The organism is Microvirga sp. 3-52 (assembly GCF_018383585.1).
Taxonomy (GTDB): domain Bacteria; phylum Pseudomonadota; class Alphaproteobacteria; order Rhizobiales; family Beijerinckiaceae; genus Microvirga.
Genome location: NZ_JAHAMK010000009.1, coordinates 1 through 17,504 on the forward strand (window position 1 = coordinate 1; position 17,504 = coordinate 17,504).

General features: G+C 62.7%; 17 protein-coding genes and 1 pseudogene. 5 read left to right on the forward strand and 13 right to left on the reverse strand.

Annotated features, from left to right (window positions below; all coding sequences use genetic code 11):
• Window positions 1–257, reverse strand: a pseudogene (locus KHP60_RS09310) (porin family protein); the annotation flags it as partial.
• 310 nt (window positions 258–567) lie between these two features.
• The gene (locus KHP60_RS09315) at window positions 568–1,266 is read right to left on the reverse strand and encodes an alpha/beta fold hydrolase (protein ID WP_213563624.1); all 699 of its coding nucleotides are present in this window, start codon (window positions 1,264–1,266) and stop codon (window positions 568–570) included.
• Window positions 1,267–1,453: 187 nt separating this feature from the next.
• On the opposite strand from KHP60_RS09315, the gene KHP60_RS09320 reads away from it, so the two are divergent.
• Window positions 1,454–2,914 carry a DEAD/DEAH box helicase gene (locus KHP60_RS09320; protein ID WP_213563625.1) on the forward strand — a complete coding sequence of 487 codons (1,461 nt, stop codon included), beginning with the start codon at window positions 1,454–1,456 and terminating at the stop codon, window positions 2,912–2,914.
• Here KHP60_RS09320 and KHP60_RS09325 read toward each other — a convergent pair.
• Both KHP60_RS09325 and KHP60_RS09330 read right to left on the reverse strand, forming a co-directional pair.
• Window positions 2,907–3,299 carry a TfoX/Sxy family protein gene (locus KHP60_RS09325; RefSeq protein WP_213563626.1) on the reverse strand — a complete coding sequence of 131 codons (393 nt, stop codon included), beginning with the start codon at window positions 3,297–3,299 and terminating at the stop codon, window positions 2,907–2,909. The two genes, KHP60_RS09320 and KHP60_RS09325, sit on opposite strands and share 8 nt — an antisense overlap.
• A gap of 3 nt (window positions 3,300–3,302) precedes the next feature.
• Window positions 3,303–3,683 (reverse strand): iron-sulfur cluster assembly accessory protein, encoded by a 381-nt coding sequence (locus KHP60_RS09330; RefSeq protein ID WP_213563627.1) that lies wholly within the window; start codon window positions 3,681–3,683, stop codon window positions 3,303–3,305.
• A 170-nt stretch (window positions 3,684–3,853) separates the two neighbouring features.
• On the opposite strand from KHP60_RS09330, the gene ybaL reads away from it, so the two are divergent.
• Complete coding sequence (gene ybaL, locus KHP60_RS09335; RefSeq protein WP_213563628.1) at window positions 3,854–5,752, forward strand: YbaL family putative K(+) efflux transporter; 1,899 nt, start codon at window positions 3,854–3,856, stop codon at window positions 5,750–5,752.
• Here the strand turns inward: ybaL and KHP60_RS09340 are convergent.
• On the reverse strand, window positions 5,651–6,856 hold the full coding sequence (locus tag KHP60_RS09340) for an FAD-dependent oxidoreductase (RefSeq protein ID WP_213563629.1): 1,206 nt from the start codon (window positions 6,854–6,856) through the stop codon (window positions 5,651–5,653). The genes ybaL and KHP60_RS09340 overlap by 102 nt on opposite strands.
• Window positions 6,857–7,092: 236 nt before the next feature.
• On the opposite strand from KHP60_RS09340, the gene KHP60_RS09345 reads away from it, so the two are divergent.
• Entirely contained in the window at window positions 7,093–7,857 is a 765-nt protein-coding gene (locus KHP60_RS09345; protein ID WP_213563630.1) for an SDR family oxidoreductase, read from the forward strand.
• 123 nt (window positions 7,858–7,980) lie between these two features.
• Here KHP60_RS09345 and KHP60_RS09350 read toward each other — a convergent pair whose 3' ends face one another.
• The 6 genes from KHP60_RS09350 to KHP60_RS09375 all read right to left on the reverse strand — a co-directional run bounded on the left by KHP60_RS09350 (window position 7,981) and on the right by KHP60_RS09375 (window position 14,629).
• Window positions 7,981–8,355 carry an SUF system Fe-S cluster assembly protein gene (locus KHP60_RS09350; protein WP_213563723.1) on the reverse strand — a complete coding sequence of 125 codons (375 nt, stop codon included), beginning with the start codon at window positions 8,353–8,355 and terminating at the stop codon, window positions 7,981–7,983.
• Between the two features lie 19 nt (window positions 8,356–8,374).
• The gene (locus KHP60_RS09355; protein WP_213563631.1) at window positions 8,375–9,610 is read right to left on the reverse strand and encodes a cysteine desulfurase; all 1,236 of its coding nucleotides are present in this window, start codon (window positions 9,608–9,610) and stop codon (window positions 8,375–8,377) included.
• A gap of 118 nt (window positions 9,611–9,728) precedes the next feature.
• Window positions 9,729–11,042: a Fe-S cluster assembly protein SufD gene (gene sufD, locus KHP60_RS09360; protein ID WP_213563632.1), complete on the reverse strand. Its 1,314-nt coding sequence runs from the start codon at window positions 11,040–11,042 to the stop codon at window positions 9,729–9,731.
• Window position 11,043: 1 nt separating this feature from the next.
• Window positions 11,044–11,796 carry a Fe-S cluster assembly ATPase SufC gene (gene sufC, locus KHP60_RS09365; protein WP_213563633.1) on the reverse strand — a complete coding sequence of 251 codons (753 nt, stop codon included), beginning with the start codon at window positions 11,794–11,796 and terminating at the stop codon, window positions 11,044–11,046.
• 117 nt (window positions 11,797–11,913) lie between these two features.
• Window positions 11,914–13,386 (reverse strand): Fe-S cluster assembly protein SufB, encoded by a 1,473-nt coding sequence (sufB, locus tag KHP60_RS09370; protein ID WP_213563634.1) that lies wholly within the window; start codon window positions 13,384–13,386, stop codon window positions 11,914–11,916.
• A gap of 70 nt (window positions 13,387–13,456) precedes the next feature.
• On the reverse strand, window positions 13,457–14,629 hold the full coding sequence (locus tag KHP60_RS09375) for a cysteine desulfurase family protein (RefSeq protein ID WP_249688657.1): 1,173 nt from the start codon (window positions 14,627–14,629) through the stop codon (window positions 13,457–13,459).
• A 232-nt stretch (window positions 14,630–14,861) separates the two neighbouring features.
• On the opposite strand from KHP60_RS09375, the gene KHP60_RS09380 reads away from it, so the two are divergent.
• The gene (locus tag KHP60_RS09380; RefSeq protein WP_213563636.1) at window positions 14,862–15,518 is read left to right on the forward strand and encodes an alpha/beta hydrolase; all 657 of its coding nucleotides are present in this window, start codon (window positions 14,862–14,864) and stop codon (window positions 15,516–15,518) included.
• Window positions 15,519–15,539: 21 nt separating this feature from the next.
• On the opposite strand, the gene KHP60_RS09385 is transcribed toward KHP60_RS09380, so the two are convergent.
• Both KHP60_RS09385 and KHP60_RS09390 read right to left on the reverse strand, forming a co-directional pair.
• Window positions 15,540–15,863, reverse strand: a complete 324-nt coding sequence (locus KHP60_RS09385) for a hypothetical protein (protein WP_213563637.1) — start codon at window positions 15,861–15,863, stop codon at window positions 15,540–15,542.
• Window positions 15,864–15,884: 21 nt separating this feature from the next.
• The gene (locus KHP60_RS09390; protein WP_213563638.1) at window positions 15,885–16,004 is read right to left on the reverse strand and encodes a hypothetical protein; all 120 of its coding nucleotides are present in this window, start codon (window positions 16,002–16,004) and stop codon (window positions 15,885–15,887) included.
• 236 nt (window positions 16,005–16,240) lie between these two features.
• Between KHP60_RS09390 and tyrS the strand changes: the two genes are divergently transcribed.
• On the forward strand, window positions 16,241–17,503 hold the full coding sequence (gene tyrS, locus KHP60_RS09395; RefSeq protein ID WP_213563639.1) for a tyrosine--tRNA ligase: 1,263 nt from the start codon (window positions 16,241–16,243) through the stop codon (window positions 17,501–17,503).
• Window position 17,504: the final 1 nt, after the last annotated feature.

A 17,504-nucleotide genomic window follows, 5' to 3' on the forward strand; every position in this document is an offset into this window, starting at 1 on the left:
TAGTTGTAGCCGATCTGGCCACCACCGACGAAGCCGCCTTCGTCATCACCGCCGGTGAAGCCGAAAACCGGATCGACGATGCGGTCATCCGAAACCCAGCCGTAGCCGGCGTTCACACCGACGTAGAAGCCCGTCCAGGTGAACACCGGAACGGCAGCAACGATCGGAGCCGGAGCGCGGCGGGAGGGAAGGTCAGCAGCCATGGCGCCAGTGGCGAGGCCGAGCAGGGCAACCGAGGAGAGGAGGATCTTTTTCATTTGTCTTGGTCCGTCTGTTAGAAGGATGTGACGCAGCTTGTAGCCCAGACTTCACCAAGCGTCTGTCACTTTCCTGCCACAGTTAAGGCGAGAAGCGCAGCTTTTCGCGTCCGCAACCGAAGATGGGCGGATCTACGCTCCGCACTGCCGGTGGCGAAAATCCGTTCTCCACAATCAACAATCGCAAATATACCTGTTACTTCAAACGGTTATTCACACGTCGCAACCGGCGACGGACCTCCGGCGGGGCCGGTAACCAGTCATTGACCATAGTTCTCAGGAGCCTCGCAAGCCGCCGGCAGATCCATGGTTAACCCTGGCCTAGCCACAATCGCAGAGCCTGGGTTACCCGCTCCGGCTGCTCCAGAGTCGACATGTGCCCGGCCTCAGGAACGACTACCAGAGAAGCCCACTCGATTATCTCGGCCATCTCCCGGGCAATTTCCGGCGGCGTAATGGCGTCTCCCTCCCCGACCAGCACGAGAGTCGGGATCTCGATTCCCGGAAGCAAAGGGCGTGAGTCGGAGCGCGCCGTGATCGCCCTCTGCTGTCGGATATAGGCTTCGGCGCCGGTTTCCCGCATCATCCCGCATATGATGTCCTGCAGAGTTCGGTCATTCTGCCGATCGGGATAGACGAGACGCGGCCAGAGCGCGGAATGGATCTCCTCGAATCGGCCCGCCTCAGCCAGCGCGATCAGCCGCTTCCGGTCCTGGCTGGCCTCCGGGGCGTCGGGACGCGCGCTCGTATCGAGCAAGGCAAGCCGCTCCACCCGGTCCGGCGCTTGGCGCACAACCTCCATGGCAATATATCCGCCCATGGAGAGCCCCGCGAGGTCGAACCTGCCAGGCACTTCGCGCAGAAGCCGGGCAGCGACCGCCGCAATCGAATCATCCTGCGTGTGGTCCGCGACGACGATGGTTCGCCCCGCTGACAGGGCGGTGATCTGGGGCTCGAAAAGCCGGGCGGTACAGGCCAATCCGGGAATCAGAACAAGTGTTTCGGCCATTCAAACTGTCCTTTGTCGTCTCTCGGCAAGTTTCCCTGGATTGACAAGCGCATAGCTTGTCCTATGGTCCCGCCACTCCTCAACTTGAGCAAGAGCCTCAGGTGAAACCAGTCTCGCGCCTGTTTGTTGCCGTAGAGCGCGGCCGGCACATTAGAGCGCGCCTAGCCCTCAACGGTAATTAGCATTCATGTCGTTCGCCGAACTCGGACTTAGCGATAAAGTTCAACAGGCCGTCGCTGCCGCTGGATATGCAGAGCCTACGCCTATCCAGGCCCAGGCCATCCCCCACGTCCTCGCACGCCGCGACGTGCTGGGCATCGCCCAGACCGGCACGGGCAAGACGGCGGCCTTCACGCTCCCGATGCTGACCCTGCTCGAATCCGGGCGGGCCCGGGCGCGCATGCCCCGCACGTTGATTCTCGAGCCGACCCGCGAGCTGGCGGCCCAGGTCGAGGAAAACTTCGACAAGTATGGCATCAACCATCGCCTGTCCGTCGCCCTCCTGATCGGCGGCGTGTCCTTCGGCGACCAGGATGCCAAGATCACCCGCGGCGTCGACGTGCTGATCGCGACCCCGGGGCGCCTGCTCGACCATTTCGAGCGGGGAAAACTCCTGCTGACCGGTGTCGAGCTGCTCGTGATCGATGAGGCGGACCGGATGCTCGATATGGGCTTCATCCCCGATATCGAGCGCATCGTGAAGCTCGTGCCCTTCACCCGTCAGACCTTGTTCTTCTCCGCAACCATGCCGCCGGAGATCCAGCGCCTGGCAGACGCCTTCCTTCACAATCCGGTGAAGGTGGAGGTCGCCCGCGCCGCGTCGACGGCTTCGACGATCATCCAGCGCCTCGTGGCGACCGGTCGCGAGGATTACGAGAAGCGCGAGACGCTGCGGGAGCTTATCCGGGGCGCTACCGAGCTCCAGAACGCCATCGTCTTCTGCAACCGTAAGCGCGACGTGGCCGTACTCCATCGCTCCCTGCAGAAGCATGGCTTTGCAGCGGCCGCGCTTCACGGCGACATGGACCAGCATGCCCGCATGGCGGCGCTTGACAGCTTCCGTACCGGAGAGATCCCCATCCTGGTGGCCAGCGACGTGGCGGCCCGCGGTCTGGACATTCCGGCCGTCAGCCATGTGTTCAATTACGATATTCCCCATCACGCGGAGGATTACGTGCACCGGATTGGCCGCACCGGCCGAGCGGGACGTTCGGGTCAATCCTTCACACTGGTGAGCCCCGGCGAGGAGAAATCTCTGGCTGCCATCGAAAAGCTGATTGGCCAGCCGGTCGAATGGCAAGGGCCGACCCTGGCCGAGCGTCCGCAATCAGAAGGCTCCTCCCGCCGCCGCAGTGGACGGGGCGAGGAGCGCTCGCGCGGGCGCAAGGTCAAGGTGCGGTCGTCGGACCGGAGCCGCGGACATGCGGAGGAACCTCGCGAAGAGGCACCTGTCGCCCGGGCCGCCCAGCCTCCGCGGGAGGAGCAACAGAGCCGAAGGCCTCGACAGGAGCGCAACGAGCGCTCGCCGGAGCGTGGCTACCAGGGACGCTCGCGCCGGGACGAGGACGCGGATGAGCCGGTGATCGGCCTTGGCGATCACGTGCCCGCCTTCCTCATGCGGCCTGTGACGGCCAAGAAGACTAGGTAACGGGCTCGGACGCCTTCTTCCGAGCCCTCCGACCCGGGGCGGCCTTGCCGCCTTTTCGCAGTTGGGCGGATTTCGCTCTCCGGGCGGCCGCCAGGGCCATGTTTGCAAGCTGTGCCGCCTCATCGGGGTCGTCGAGAGCCGATTCGGGCATGAGCCAATAGCTCATGATGCTCTTACGGCCATCGCGCATCTCGAAGGCGAAAGGACGGGAGCCCACGTCGCGGAAGAACCCGACGCTCTCGTCGTCGACCTTGAGGTAAAGTTCGCCGGAAGCGACGAGGGCGAACATCAGTTCGTCCTGATAAATGCCCTGCCCGCCGAACATCCGGCGAATCTGAACGGGGCCGAGACCGCGGAAGATGTCGCGAAGATCCTCGGCATCCATCGCTTAGCCGGCCGATTGAAGCGCCGCAGGGGTGGCCGGCGTGATCGCCACCGATTCGCCGCAGCCGCAGGCCGATGTCTGGTTGGGATTGTTGAAGACGAACTGGGACGCCATCTTGGTCGTCTGAAAATCCATTTCCGTGCCGAGCAGGAACAGCACGGCCTTGGGATCGATCAGCACGGTTACGCCTTTGTCCTCGACCACCTCGTCGAGCGGGCTGATGCTTTCCGCGTATTCCATGGTGTAGGACATGCCGGCGCAGCCGCCGTTCTTGACGCCCACGCGGACGCCGACGATGGGGCGGTCCGCCTTAGCGATGATGTCCTTGACGCGGTTCGCCGCCGCGTCGCTCAAGGTGACGACCTTGAATCCGGGTAGTGCCATAAGCCTTCTCTCCTGACAGCCGGGTTCAAGGCCCGGGCAGAACGAGTTCATTTCTCTATAGATAAGAGCTGGAAGGGCAAACGTCGAGACCATTCCGGGTTGCCTGAACGGCCTAGTTCGACCATATCGGAGAGATCATCCCGACAAGCCGCGCCGTTTCAGGAAAGCCGATGCCGCATCATATGCCGCTGATATCCACGATCGTCATCGGCCTCGTGATGGCATTTGGCCTCGGCGCACTTGCACACCGGTTCCGGATTTCTCCCCTTGTCGGCTATCTGCTGGCCGGCGTGCTCGCCGGGCCCTTCACCCCCGGCTACGTCGCGGACCAGGGGCTTGCCAACCAGCTGGCGGAAATCGGCGTGATCCTGCTGATGTTCGGCGTCGGCCTTCACTTCTCGCTGAAGGATCTCCTCTCGGTCCGAGCCATCGCCATTCCAGGCGCCATCGTGCAAATCGCGAGCGCCACGGCTCTCGGCATGGGCCTCGCCTTGCTGATGGGATGGAGCATTGGCGGGGGCCTCGTCTTCGGCTTGGCGCTCTCGGTCGCCAGCACGGTTGTGCTGCTGCGCGCTTTGCAGGAGCGCCGCCTCGTGGAGACCGAGCGCGGCCATATCGCGGTCGGCTGGCTGATCGTGGAAGACCTGGCCATGGTGCTGACGCTGGTGCTGCTGCCGGCCTTCGCGAGCGCCACCGCCGGCACCTCGGCTGACCTCGAATCCATTGCGGTCTCCCTCGGCGTGACGCTTGGCAAGGTCCTGGCTTTCCTCGCCATCATGCTGATCGTCGGGCGCCGCGTCATTCCCTGGATCCTGCATTATGTCGCCCATACGGGCTCGCGGGAGCTGTTCCGCCTGTCGGTCCTGGCCATCGCCCTGGGCACCGCCTTCGGCGCGGCAGAACTGTTCGGTGTGTCCTTCGCCCTCGGCGCCTTCTTCGCCGGCATGGTCTTAAGCGAGTCGGAACTCAGCCATCAGGCAGCATCCGAGACCCTGCCTCTGCGGGATGCTTTCGCGGTTCTCTTCTTCGTCTCGGTCGGCATGCTGTTCGACCCGATGATCCTGATCGAGGATTTCGGCCCCGTTCTCGCAACCTTCCTGATCATCGTCATCGGCAAGTCGGCAGCGGCTTACGCCATCGTCCGGCTTTTCCGCCACCCCGACACGACTGCGCTGACCATTGCAGCAAGCCTTGCTCAGATCGGCGAATTCTCCTTCATTCTGGCGGGGTTGGGAGTCGAGCTTCAGATATTGCCGACCGAAGGACGCGATCTGATCCTCGCAGGCGCGATCCTGTCGATCATGATGAACCCTTTCTTGTTCACCCTCCTGGACCGTTGGTTCGCGAAGCGGGAGGCCGTACGGGCCCAGGCGAATGCAGAGGCTGCCGCTGCGGAGCAGGAGGCGATTGCGGCCGAGGCCGCGGCCGCGGCAATCTCCCGCGAGCCACTTCCGATCACGTCTCTCAGCGACCATGTCGTCCTCGTGGGACATGGGCGGGTCGGCAAGTACATCAGCGAGAAGATGGCCTCGATGGGTATTCCCTTTCTCGTCGTCGAGACCAACAAGGAGCAGGTGGCCGGTCTGCAGAAAGGTGGACTTGAGTTCGTCGTGGGAAACGCGGCCGATCCGGAGGTTGCCGCAGCCGCCAACATCAAGGAGGCCCGCTGTCTCCTGGTCGCAATCCCGGACGCTTTCGAGAGCGGCCAGGTCGTCGAGCAGGCCCGCGGGATAAACCCGGATCTTCCGATCATCGTGCGAGTACATTCCGCAGCCCAGGAAGATCATGTGATGAAATACGGCGCGACCCGGATCGTGATGGGAGAGCAGGAAATCGCCCGTGCGATGTTCGCCGCGGTGCCCGACGCGCCGCGCGCGCCGGTGCTGTCCTCCATCGCGGAGGCGGATGACCTTGTGAACGACGATCAGGATGATTCCGAGGCGCACGAGGCTCGCGCCACGGTACCGTCAGCGCACGTGCTCCGGCCTGAAACCGATACCGATCAGACGGGCAGGAAGCCGACGGAACAGGGGCCATTGCGCCAGCCAGCGGATGATCCAGGGCGCTGAGACCGATCCCCTGCTGTTGAGGATGGGATCGATCATCCGGTTCTGAAGCAGGACCTGCAGCCCTTGCGTCATCCGCGTGGGCCACTCTCGCCTGCTCTGGACCAGTGCGAGCTGCTCAACTCCCACCGGCCCATCCTTTAGCGACGGGCCCAGGATGTTGGACGTCGCCACCGCGTCCTGAATGGCGAGATTGATGCCGACTCCGCCTACGGGCGACATGGCATGGGCCGCGTCGCCGATGCACAGAAGACCAGGCTTGAACCAATGCTTCAGCCGATCGACGGCGACCGTCAGCAGCTTGATGTCGTCCCAAGACCGAAGCTCCTCGATGCGTTCCCCGAGGAATGGAGCAAGTCCAATTAGTTTCGAGCGGAATGCCGCCAATCCTTCCTGCTTCAGTCTCTCGAGCGAGCCCTTCGGAATGAGGTAGGCGCACTGCCAATATTGTCCGCGGTCGATCATGACCAGCATCTGCCCTGCCTCAATGCGCCCAAGCAATTGGCCGGGATCGCCTGACAGCTTGGACACCCGCATCCAGAGCACATCCATCGGCGCGCCGATATCCATGACTTCCAGGCCTGCCTTCTCGCGAACGATTGAGCGCCGCCCGTCGGCTGCCACTACCAGATCGGCATGCACATCGAGAGCTCCTTCAGGGGTCGCGGCCCGTACACCGATTACCCTGCCCTGCTCTTCGATGAGATCCGTCACCTCCGCCAGCATGCGCAGATGAAAATGAGGATACTCGCGGGCGTGATCGGCCAGGAAATCGAGGAAATCCCATTGCGGCATGAACGCAATGAATTTGCAGTGCGTCGGCAGGTGGGAGAAATCGCCCAATTTCAAGGTTGTGCCACCCACGACCAGGCTGACTGTCCGGGTTTCCTGATGAGGCCTGGAGAGAAACTCATCGAGCAATCCAAGCTCGTGCATGACCTCCAGCGTCGATGGGTGGATGGTGTCCCCGCGAAAATCACGCAGAAAATCGGCATGCTTCTCGAGAACCAGAACCTCTACACCCTGCCGGGCGAGAAGATATCCCAGCATCATACCGGCCGGGCCGCCCCCGACAATGCAGCAGCGGGTCCGAAGGATCTTTGACATGTGAGGCGTGTTCAAGAGCGATCTCCTCGGGAAGCGCCCTCAGATCGTCTGTTCGTCACGCCCAATCTATAACATTTCTCCTCTCTTACAAATTGGAAGCTCCTTTCCCATGACGGCCATTCCATCGCCATCTCGCTTTCATCACAGGAATCGGGCGCAGAAAACGGGTCGGAAGTGAATGGGTAATTTGAGATCCCAGTCCCGAGCACTGAGCTCGTGAAGGAAAGGGACGCGCCGTGACCACGCTTATGAACAAGACCGCCATCGTGACTGGAGCAAGCTCCGGGATCGGCCTTGCGACTGCCAGATTGTTCGCGCGGGAAGGCGCGAACGTCATCGCGACCGCACGGCGGAGCGACGCGTTGAACGCACTCGTTGCCGAGATCGAAAGGGATGGCGGCCGTGCCGTTGCGGTTGGCGGCGACATCAGGGACGAGGCTTTGGCTCGCACGCTCGTCGACATGGCGATCCGCCAATTCGGCGGACTCGACATCGCCTTCAACAATGCGGGCACGAATGGCGAGATGGGGCCGACACCGGACGTATCGCTCGCAGGCTGGAACGAGACGCTCGCGGTAAACCTCACGGCGGCCTTTCTGGGTGCGAAGTACCAGATTCCCGCCATGCTCGACCGCGGCGGAGGTTCCCTGATCTTCACCTCCACGTTCGTCGGCTACACGGCCGGAATGCCCGGCGTGGCAGCCTATGCGGCGAGCAAGTCCGGATTGATCGGGCTCACGCAATCTCTCGCCAGCGAGTTCGGCCCAAGGGGCATCCGCGTCAACGCCCTGCTGCCCGGCGGCACGGATACACCCCTGGCAGACGCCTGGGTGAGCACCCCCGAGGCGCTGGCCTTCGTCGAGGGCCTGCACGCCCTGAAGCGCCGGGCCCGTCCCGAGGAGATCGCGCGGTCGGCGCTCTATCTCGCCTCGGATGCCTCGAGCTTCACGACGGGCACGGCACTCCTCGTCGATGGCGGCGTTTCCATCAACCGGACCTGAGGAGCCGCACTGTCACTCCGGGCTCTCGCTCACGCTCGCCTTGGAATGACAGCGAGAGTCGAACGAAAAACGGCCGGGACAAGCCCGGCCGTGACGCAATGTGAAATGATGAGCCGATCCAGCCTACCACATGTCGAGCGCAACCCGTGCTTCGTCCGACATGCGGCTCTGGTCCCACGGCGGATCGAAGACCATGTTCACCTGGACGTTCTGGACGCCCTGGACGGTGGACACGGCGTTTTCGACCCAGCCCGGCATCTCGCCAGCAACCGGGCAGCCCGGCGCGGTCAGCGTCATGTCGATGGTAACGTTGCGCTCGTCGTCGATGTCGACCCGGTAAATCAGGCCGAGTTCATAGATGTCGGACGGGATTTCCGGATCGTAGACGGTTTTGAGCGCCGCGATGATGTCGTCCGTCATGCGGTCGAGCTCTTCCGGCGGAATCGCGGAGCCCGGGGACACCTGCGGCGCGTTGGGCCCATCCTGGGTCGGGGTCATATCATTCACAGGTCAATCCTCAAGCAAACAGGGCTTCCGCCTTCTGCAGGGCATCCGCCAGCTTATCGACTTCTTGCATGGTGTTGTAGAGGCCAAATGAGGCGCGGCAGGTCGAGGTGGCGCCGAAGCGCTCCAGGAGCGGCATGGCGCAGTGCGTGCCGGCCCGGACCGCCACGCCCTGCCTGTCGATGACGGTTGCGACGTCATGGGCGTGCGCGTTCTTCATCTCGAAGGACAGGATAGCGCCTTTGCCCCTGGCGCGGCCGATGATTCGGATCGAGTTCATGGCACCCAGACGCTCATGGGCATAGGCCGAAAGCGCAGCTTCGTGTGCCTGGATGTTCTCCCGCCCGAGCTGCATCATGAACCGCAGGGCTGCGTCGAGGCCAACGGCCTCGATGATCGGCGGCGTTCCCGCCTCGAAGCGGTGCGGCGGGTCGTTGTAGGTGATCGCGTCCTGGCGCACCTCGCGGATCATCTCGCCACCGCCCGAATAGGGCGGCATCTTCGAGAGCCATTCACGCTTGCCGTAGAGAACACCGATGCCTGTTGGACCATAGACCTTGTGCCCGGTGAAGACGTAGAAATCCGCATCGAGATCGCGCACGTCGACCTGAAGATGCACCGCGCCTTGGGCCCCATCCACCAGCGCGGGAATGCCGTGGGCGTGGGCAATGCGGATGATCTCCTTCATCGGCGTCACTGTGCCGAGCACGTTCGACATATGCGTGATGGCGACGATCTTGGTGCGCGGCGTAATGAGCTTCTCGAACTCGTCGATGAGGAAGTTGCCCTCATCGTCCACCGGTGCCCATTTGATCACGGCCCCCTTCCGCTCGCGCAGGAAGTGCCAGGGCACGATGTTGGAATGGTGCTCCATGATCGAGAGGATGATCTCGTCGCCCTCCCCGATCCCCATGCGGCCGAAGGAATCGGCCACGAGGTTGTAGGCTTCCGTCGCCGACTTGGTGAACACGATCTCGTCGACGGATTCGGCGTTGAGGAACTCCCGCACGGTTTCCCGCGCCCGTTCGAAGTCCTCGGTCGCAACGTTCGCCATGTGGTGCAGGCCGCGATGAACGTTGGCATAGCCGGTCTGCATCGTGTTCACCATCGCGTCGATCACCGCGCGCGGCTTCTGGGCCGAGGCGGCATTGTCGAGGTAGACCAGCGGCTTGCCATAGACCTGTTGCGTCAGGATCGGAAACTCCGCCCGGATCGCTTCGACGTCGTATGGCTTCACAGGAGCGTTCATTGCCTGATGTTCTCCTCCATTGTCACCGCCGGCCTCGTACCGGTGATCCCGATCGGAGAAGCGTCGTGCCTTTCTGATCGGGATGGCCGGGACAAGCCCGGCCATGACGAGACGGGTATTACGAGCGAGCCTTCAGCCAGCCCTCGACCGTGCCAACGAGTGACTCGCGGACGGTTTCGTTCTCCACGAACTCCAGCGCCTCGCCGAGGAAAGCCTGAACCAGGAGGCTCTCGGCTTCCTTCTTCGGCAGGCCGCGGGCCATGAGGTAGAACAGGAGATCCTCGTCGAGCTGGCCGCAGGTGGCGCCGTGGGCGCACTGCACGTCATCGGCGAAGATTTCGAGCTCGGGCTTGTTGTTCATGGAGCCGCCCTCCTCGAGGAGGAGCGCCGCCGACATCATGCGGCCATCGGTCTTCTGGGCATGATGCGGAACGATGATCTTACCCTGGAAGACGCCGGTAGCCTCGTTGTCAATGACGGTCTTGAACAGCTCGCGGCTCTCGCAATGGGGAGCCGCATGCTCGACCACGAGGGTCGAGTCCCCGTGCTGCGAGCCCTTCAGCATCGTCGCGCCGTTGACGCGCAGGTTCGTGTTCTCGCCATCGAGGATGGCGAAGACCTGGTGCCTCGAGGTTGCCGAGCCGGCCGTGACGTTGGTGCTGTTGAACACGGCTTCGCCGCCGATCTTGGCGGCGAGCGTCGACAAGGCGAGCGCCTTGTCACCCTCGGCATTGACGCGCACATGCTGAATGTTGGTACGGTCGCCCGCGATCAGCTCCACAACGTCGTTCGGTTGATGGTTGGCGCCATCGGTGCTCTCGTGCGTTTCGAGCAGGGTCACGGACGCGCCTTCCTCCACGACAACGAGAATGCGCGTGGCGGTGGCAACGGCCGAAGCCGCAGCCGTGACAAAGCGCAGATGCACCGGATTCTCGACAGGTCCAGCCACACGGATCATGACGCCATCGGCCATGAAGGACGTGTTGAGCTGGTAGACCGGATTGTCGTTCGCCCACGGCACAGGGCTCAGCTTCGCAAGCCAGTCGTGACCATTCGCCAGAGCCTCGGCCAGGGGCACGATCTCGACGTTCTCCGGCAGGGCGCGGAAGTCCACCGCCTCGCGCACGAAGTGGCCATTCACGAACGGCACCTGAAGCGCTTCGACGCCCGCGAGTGCCTTGGCACTTGTCAGCGCAGCCCTGGCCTCGTCGGTCGTCGGAACGCCTGCGAACGGAGCCACCTCGCGCAGGAGCGCCCGCAGATCGGTATACTTGAACTCCTCGACCCGGCGGTGCGGCAGGCCCCGCTGGGTGAACTGCTCGAAGGCTTGAGCCCGCGACTCGCCGTTGCCCGGCAACGCCGTCTTCGCGCTCTCGAATGCCTGCACCAGCGCGGTTTCCGCCGGCGTCTTCATGAGAGTGACGTCAGCCATCTTAAGCGGCCTCGCTTTCGCGGTAATCGGCATAGCCGTTCGCCTCGAGCTCGAGGGCAAGCTCCTTGCCGCCCGACTTCACGATGCGACCGCTATGCATCACGTGCACCGTGTCCGGCACAATGTGGTTCAGAAGGCGCTGGTAGTGCGTGATGACGAGGAAAGCGCGGTCTGGCGAGCGCAGGGCGTTCACGCCCTCGGACACGATGCGCAGGGCGTCGATGTCAAGGCCGGAGTCGGTCTCGTCCAGGATGCAGAAGGATGGCTGGAGCAGCGCCATCTGCAGGATTTCCATGCGCTTCTTCTCACCGCCAGAGAAGCCGACGTTGAGGGCACGCTTGAGCATGTCCTTCGGGATCTCAAGCTGGGTGGCTACAGAGTTCACGCGCTTGATGAAGTCCGGCGTGGTGAGCTCCGCTTCGCCGCGCGCCTTGCGCTGAGCGTTGAGAGTGGCTTTCAGGAAGGTCATCGAGGCGACGCCGGGGATCTCAAGCGGATACTGGAAGGCCAGGAACACGCCGGCGGCGGCGCGCTGATCCGGCTCCATCTCCAGCAGGTTCTCGCCGTCGAGCAGGATCTCGCCGTCGAGGACCTCATAGTCCTCCTTGCCGGCGATCACATAGGACAGGGTCGACTTGCCCGATCCGTTCGGGCCCATGATGGCAGCCACTTCACCCTTGTTCACGGTGAGATTGAGGCCGTTGAGAATGCGCTTGTCCTCGATCTGGACGACCAGGTTCTTGATTTCGAGCATCTGAATATTCCGTTGTTCTAGGCGTGGATGGTTGGATCAAGTCCGACCATGACGGGCTTCGAAGCTTTTCTCGCCATGCCCGGGCTTGTCCCGGGTACCCACGTGTTGTTTCCTGAATTAACCGACTGAGCCTTCGAGCGAGATCGAGATCAGCTTCTGCGCCTCGACTGCGAACTCCATGGGGAGCTGCTGCAGCACGTCCTTCACGAAGCCGTTCACGATGAGCGCCGTCGCCTCTTCATCCGAGAGGCCGCGCTGCTGGCAGTAGAACATCTGATCTTCCGAGATCTTCGATGTGGTTGCCTCGTGCTCGAACACCGCGGTCGCGTTCTTCGACTCGATGTAAGGCACGGTATGCGCCCCGCACTGGTTTCCGATCAGGAGCGAGTCGCAGTTCGTGAAGTTGCGCGCGCCGGTCGCCTTGCGGTGAGCCGAGACGAGACCGCGATAGGTGTTCTCGGACCTGCCGGCCGCGATGCCCTTCGAGATGATCCGGCTCGTGGTGTTCTTGCCGAGATGGATCATCTTGGTGCCGGAATCGACCTGCTGCATGCCGTTCGACACGGCAATCGAGTAGAATTCGCCGCGCGAGTTGTCGCCGCGCAGGATGCACGACGGGTATTTCCAGGTGATGGCGGAGCCGGTCTCGACCTGTGTCCACGTGATGACCGAGTTCTTGCCCCTGCAATCGCCGCGCTTGGTGACGAAGTTGTAGATGCCGCCCCGGCCCTCGGCGTCACCCGGATACCAGTTCTGGACCGTGGAATACTTGATCTCGGCATCGTCGAGCGCGATCAGCTCGACCACGGCGGCATGGAGCTGGTTCTCGTCGCGCTTCGGGGCCGTGCAGCCCTCGAGATACGAGACGTACGATCCCTTGTCCGCGATGATCAGGGTGCGCTCGAACTGACCCGTGTTCTTCTCGTTGATGCGGAAGTAGGTGGACAGCTCCATCGGGCAGCGCACGCCCGGCGGGATGTAGACGAACGAGCCGTCGGTGAACACGGCCGAGTTCAGGGTGGCGAAGAAGTTGTCAGTTACTGGCACCACCGAGCCGAGATACTGGCGCACGAGGTCCGGATATTCCCGGATTGCCTCGGAGATCGGCATGAAGATCACACCGGCCTTGGCCAGCTCTGCCTTGAAGGTCGTGGCGACCGATACGGAATCGAAGACCGCATCCACGGCGACCCGTCGCTCGGGCTCGACGCCGGCCAGGATCTCCTGCTCGCGCAGCGGGATACCGAGCTTCTCGTAGGTCCTGAGAATTTCCGGATCGACCTCGTCGAGGGACTTGGGCGACGGGTTCTTCTTCGGCGCAGCATAGTAGTAGATGTCGTTGTAGTCGATCTTGTCGTACGACACACGTGCCCAGTTCGGCTCCTTCATGGTGAGCCAGCGCTTGTAGGCATCGAGGCGCCACTGGAGCATCCACTCCGGCTCGCCCTTCTTGCCAGAGATGAAGCGGATGACATCCTCGGAGAGGCCCTTCGGGGCCTTCTCCATTTCGACTTCGGTCTCGAAGCCGTACTTATACTGATCGACGTCGATCAAACGGACCTGATCGATCGTTTCCTGCACTGCAGGCATCTGTCTCTCCCACCGCTCACGGCTTCAAGGGCCGCGGGTTGATGACTCTGGAATACGACGCAAGGCCTTCTCAGGCCGCGCTCGCCTTCCGCTTATATAAGGTGCCGACAACCCTTTCGCACGCCTCCGCGAAGCGGATCACGTCCTCATGAGTGGTCGACCACCCTAAACTCACACGCAAAGCGCCCTCAGCAAGGGCGGGCTCCACGCCCATGGCGTCGAGCACATGCGATCGCTTGACCTTCCCGGACGAGCATGCCGAACCGGATGACAGGGCCACGCCTGCCAGATCGAAGGCGATCAATGCCGTCTCGGCCTTGAGGCCGGGTATGGCAAAGGCGAAAGTATTAGGCAACCGCTCAGCAGCGGAAGCCACAACAAGTGCATCGGGCACAATCCGGCGGACCTGCGCCTCAGCCTCGGCTCTCAAAGCCCCGAGCCGCCCGGCTTCCTGCGCCAGGTTCGCAAGGGCCAACTCGGCCGCAGCGCCGAAGCCCGCGATGGCCGCCACATTCTCGGTGCCGGCTCTGAAACCCTTCTCCTGGCCACCACCCCGGATCAGCTTCTCGGCGATCCCGAACTGGTCGGAGGCCAGAACCACAGCCCCGATCCCCTTCGGTCCCCCGAACTTGTGGGCGGAGAGCGTCAGCACATCGACGCCAAGCTCGGCTATGTCGACCGGGATCTTGCCGGCCGCCTGAACCGCATCGGTGTGGACCAATCCGCCATACTCATGAGCCAGCCGGGCGGCCTCGGCCACCGGCTGCAGTACGCCGGTCTCGTTGTTGGCAAGCTGGACCGAGACCAGAACCCGCTCATCCCCCGCCTTCTCCAAGTGGGCCCTGAGCCAGGCAAGATCAAGGATTCCGCGACTGCCGACAGGAATGACCTCGACGGCATCGGAAGCAAAGCGATGGCCGTTGAGGACACACGGGTGCTCCACGGCCCCGACCAGAAGCTTTGTCGCTCCCGAATCTCCTAGACGACGGAAGCTTGGCGACAAAACAAGGTTAGCGGCTTCGGTCCCACCGCTCGTGAAGACGACGTTCTTCGCCCTGGCCCCAACGAGGCGGGCTACTTTTTCCCGGGCATTCTCGATCTCTGCCCGCGCGGCGCGACCCTCGGCATGGACGGACGAGGCATTTCCGGGAAGCTGGAGAGCGCGCAGCACGACCTCTGCAACCTCCGTCCGTAGGGGCGAGGTCGCGTTATGGTCGAGATATATGCGCTGGCCAGGAGCCATAGCTGCTTGGAGCCTCACGAAATTCTTGCAACCGACCCTGGTTGCCGTGCTAAAGCACCGCAACCACATCTGTCCCGTGTTTCTCCCGATGCCCGTCATCGCGCGGATCAATGAAACAATGGAACATTTTAGAATAGTTCTAAGGGTTCTTTTATGAGGAACCGCGGCCTGGAGTCAAGGTCGCCCACAGTTTCCCCCTTCGGATGGAGGGGCGATCAAGAGGTTCGCGTATATGCCTGAAGTCATCTTCACGGGTCCTGCCGGTCGCATCGAGGGACGCTACCAGCCTGCCAAGGAAAAGGGCGCCCCCATCGCCATCATCCTGCACCCGCACCCGCAATTCGGCGGGACGATGAACAACCAGATCGTCTATAATCTGTACTACGATTTCGCGAAGCGCGGCTTCTCGGTCCTTCGGTTCAACTTCCGCGGCGTCGGCCGCAGCCAAGGCGCTTTCGACCACGGCCAGGGCGAGCTCTCGGATGCGGCCGCGGCCCTCGACTGGGCGCAGGCCATGAACCCGGACGCCCGCGCCTGCTGGATTGCCGGGGTGTCTTTCGGCGCCTGGATCGGCATGCAGCTCCTCATGCGCCGTCCGGAAATCGAAGGCTTCATTTCGATTGCCGCCATGGCCAACCGCTACGACTTCTCCTTCCTCGCCCCCTGCCCGTCCTCCGGCCTCTTCGTGCACGGCTCGGAGGACCGGGTGGCTCCGGTCAAGGACGTGGTCAGCGTGATCGAGAAGGTGAAGACCCAGAAGGGCGTGAAGCTCGAGCACGCCGTGATCGACGGCGCCAACCACTTCTTCGACGGCCGGGTCGACGAGCTCATGGTCGCCGTGGACGAGTATCTCGACAAGCGCCTGGGAACGGCCGAAGAGGCGGCTTGAGCCGATCCCAACACGATGGGTTCAATGGGCAGGCCTCGAGTTCGCCCATTGCTTTTGATTGTACCGTTCTCTGCGGCAAGCCGCGTAGAACGACCACGCTACGTCGAGGCTCACACGACGAAGGAGGTTCGCGGCGCTGAGCGCCGTACCTGCAGTCACGGCGGCGAACTTGATCGCCGTCACGCCGCCCGAGCTATCCACGTCGTAGAACAGCTCGCCGGTGCCGCCGCCATTGTCGATGCCGGTCAGGCTGTCGTCGAAGTTCGTGCCGTGCACGACTTCGATGTTGCGGATCGTATCCCAGGCCGCGGCCCCGCCATGGGCGTTGCTGGTCAGGTCGACCACTATGCCGCGGGTCGCACGCTCTTAGGACAGGACGTCCCAGCCGTCCATGACGTCGCCGCCGTCAAGCCAGTCGTTGCCGCTTCCACCCAATAGCGTGTCGTTGCCGGCGCCACCGTTGAGGAATTGTTCCCTGTGCCCCATGACCAAATCTCGACCATGAGGGAACTCTTCCGTTCGACAAACAGAGGCAGCACGTGCAGCCTACATTACGCAATTGTAACAATATCACTTACCTCTGAACTCTCTCTGTCAAGCTTCCCGCTCGTGGAAACTTCTTCACGACACGCAATCTGACATTGTGTCTGAAGAGGATGAAATGAGCGCACGAACCTGCTACAGGCTTCGGCATCTGTGATCGAGTTAAGACGAGAGAAGCGATGAGCGCGCCGAAGTCCGAATTTCTGAAGGTCCTGACCGAGCGGGGCTTCATTCATCAGACCTCGGATTTCGAGGGCGTCGATACTGCGGCCCTCGAACGGCGCCTGACGACGTATGTAGGTTACGACTGCACAGGCCCCTCGCTGCACGTAGGACACCTGCTCTCGATCATGATGCTGCACTGGCTGCAGAAGACGGGCGCCGGCAAGCCGATCACGCTCATGGGCGGCGGGACGACCCGGGTGGGCGATCCATCCGGTAAGGACGAGAGCCGCAAGCTCCTGACCATCGATCAGATCGAGGCCAACAAGGAAAGCATCAGGACGGTCTTCTCGCGCTTCATCAGCTTCGGAGAAGGCAAGTCCGATGCGATGATGGCCGACAATGCCGAGTGGCTGACCAAACTCAACTACATCGAATTCCTGCGCGACGTGGGCCGACACTTCTCGGTCAACCGCATGTTGTCCTTCGACAGCGTGAAGCTGCGCCTCGACCGGGAGCACGAACTGTCGTTCCTGGAATTCAACTACATGATTCTCCAGGCCTACGACTTCGTGGAGCTCAACAGGCGCTACGGCTGCGTGCTGCAGATGGGCGGCTCGGACCAATGGGGCAACATCGTCAACGGGATCGATCTCGGCCGCCGCCTCGGCACGCCGCAGCTCTACGCCGTCACCTGCCCGCTCCTGACCACTGCTTCCGGCGCCAAGATGGGCAAGACCGCCTCCGGGGCCGTCTGGCTCAACGCCGACATGCTGAGCCCGTACGATTACTGGCAGTTCTGGCGCAACACCGAGGATGCGGATGTCGCCCGCTTCCTGAAGCTCTTCACCATTCTGCCCATGGACGAGATCGCACGGCTCGAAGCGCTTCAGGGTGCCGAGATCAACGAAGCCAAGAAGGTTCTCGCAACGGAAGCAACCGCCCTCCTCCATGGCCGCGAGGCCGCGGAACTGGCGGCAGAGACCGCTCGCAAGACCTTTGAGCAGGGAGCCCTGGCGGAAAGCCTGCCGACCGTCGAGATCGCGACGGATGTCCTCAAAGGAGGTCTCGGCATCCTGGCAGCCTTCGGGCCCGATTACGCCAAGCTCGTACCGTCATCGAGCGAGGCGCGCCGGCAGGTGAAGAGCGGCGGCCTCAAGGTAAACGACCAGACCGTCTCGGACGAGCGAGGCACCTTGAACCTGTCCGACGTTACGGCCGAGGGCGTGATCAAGCTGTCCTTCGGCAAGAAGAAGCACGTGCTCCTGCGAGCCGTCTAAA

Coding starts and splice junctions, on each gene's coding strand:
- KHP60_RS09315 (WP_213563624.1), bottom strand. CDS start 1,266: ATGGCCGAAACACTTGTTCTGATTCCCGGATTGGCCTGTACCGCCCGG.
- KHP60_RS09320 (WP_213563625.1), top strand. CDS start 1,454: ATGTCGTTCGCCGAACTCGGACTTAGCGATAAAGTTCAACAGGCCGTC.
- KHP60_RS09325 (WP_213563626.1), bottom strand. CDS start 3,299: ATGGATGCCGAGGATCTTCGCGACATCTTCCGCGGTCTCGGCCCCGTT.
- KHP60_RS09330 (WP_213563627.1), bottom strand. CDS start 3,683: ATGGCACTACCCGGATTCAAGGTCGTCACCTTGAGCGACGCGGCGGCG.
- ybaL (WP_213563628.1), top strand. CDS start 3,854: ATGCCGCATCATATGCCGCTGATATCCACGATCGTCATCGGCCTCGTG.
- KHP60_RS09340 (WP_213563629.1), bottom strand. CDS start 6,856: ATGTCAAAGATCCTTCGGACCCGCTGCTGCATTGTCGGGGGCGGCCCG.
- KHP60_RS09350 (WP_213563723.1), bottom strand. CDS start 8,355: ATGACCCCGACCCAGGATGGGCCCAACGCGCCGCAGGTGTCCCCGGGC.
- KHP60_RS09355 (WP_213563631.1), bottom strand. CDS start 9,610: ATGAACGCTCCTGTGAAGCCATACGACGTCGAAGCGATCCGGGCGGAG.
- sufD (WP_213563632.1), bottom strand. CDS start 11,042: ATGGCTGACGTCACTCTCATGAAGACGCCGGCGGAAACCGCGCTGGTG.
- sufC (WP_213563633.1), bottom strand. CDS start 11,796: ATGCTCGAAATCAAGAACCTGGTCGTCCAGATCGAGGACAAGCGCATT.
- sufB (WP_213563634.1), bottom strand. CDS start 13,386: ATGCCTGCAGTGCAGGAAACGATCGATCAGGTCCGTTTGATCGACGTC.
- KHP60_RS09375 (WP_249688657.1), bottom strand. CDS start 14,629: ATGGCTCCTGGCCAGCGCATATATCTCGACCATAACGCGACCTCGCCC.
- KHP60_RS09380 (WP_213563636.1), top strand. CDS start 14,862: ATGCCTGAAGTCATCTTCACGGGTCCTGCCGGTCGCATCGAGGGACGC.
- KHP60_RS09390 (WP_213563638.1), bottom strand. CDS start 16,004: ATGGGGCACAGGGAACAATTCCTCAACGGTGGCGCCGGCAACGACACG.
- tyrS (WP_213563639.1), top strand. CDS start 16,241: ATGAGCGCGCCGAAGTCCGAATTTCTGAAGGTCCTGACCGAGCGGGGC.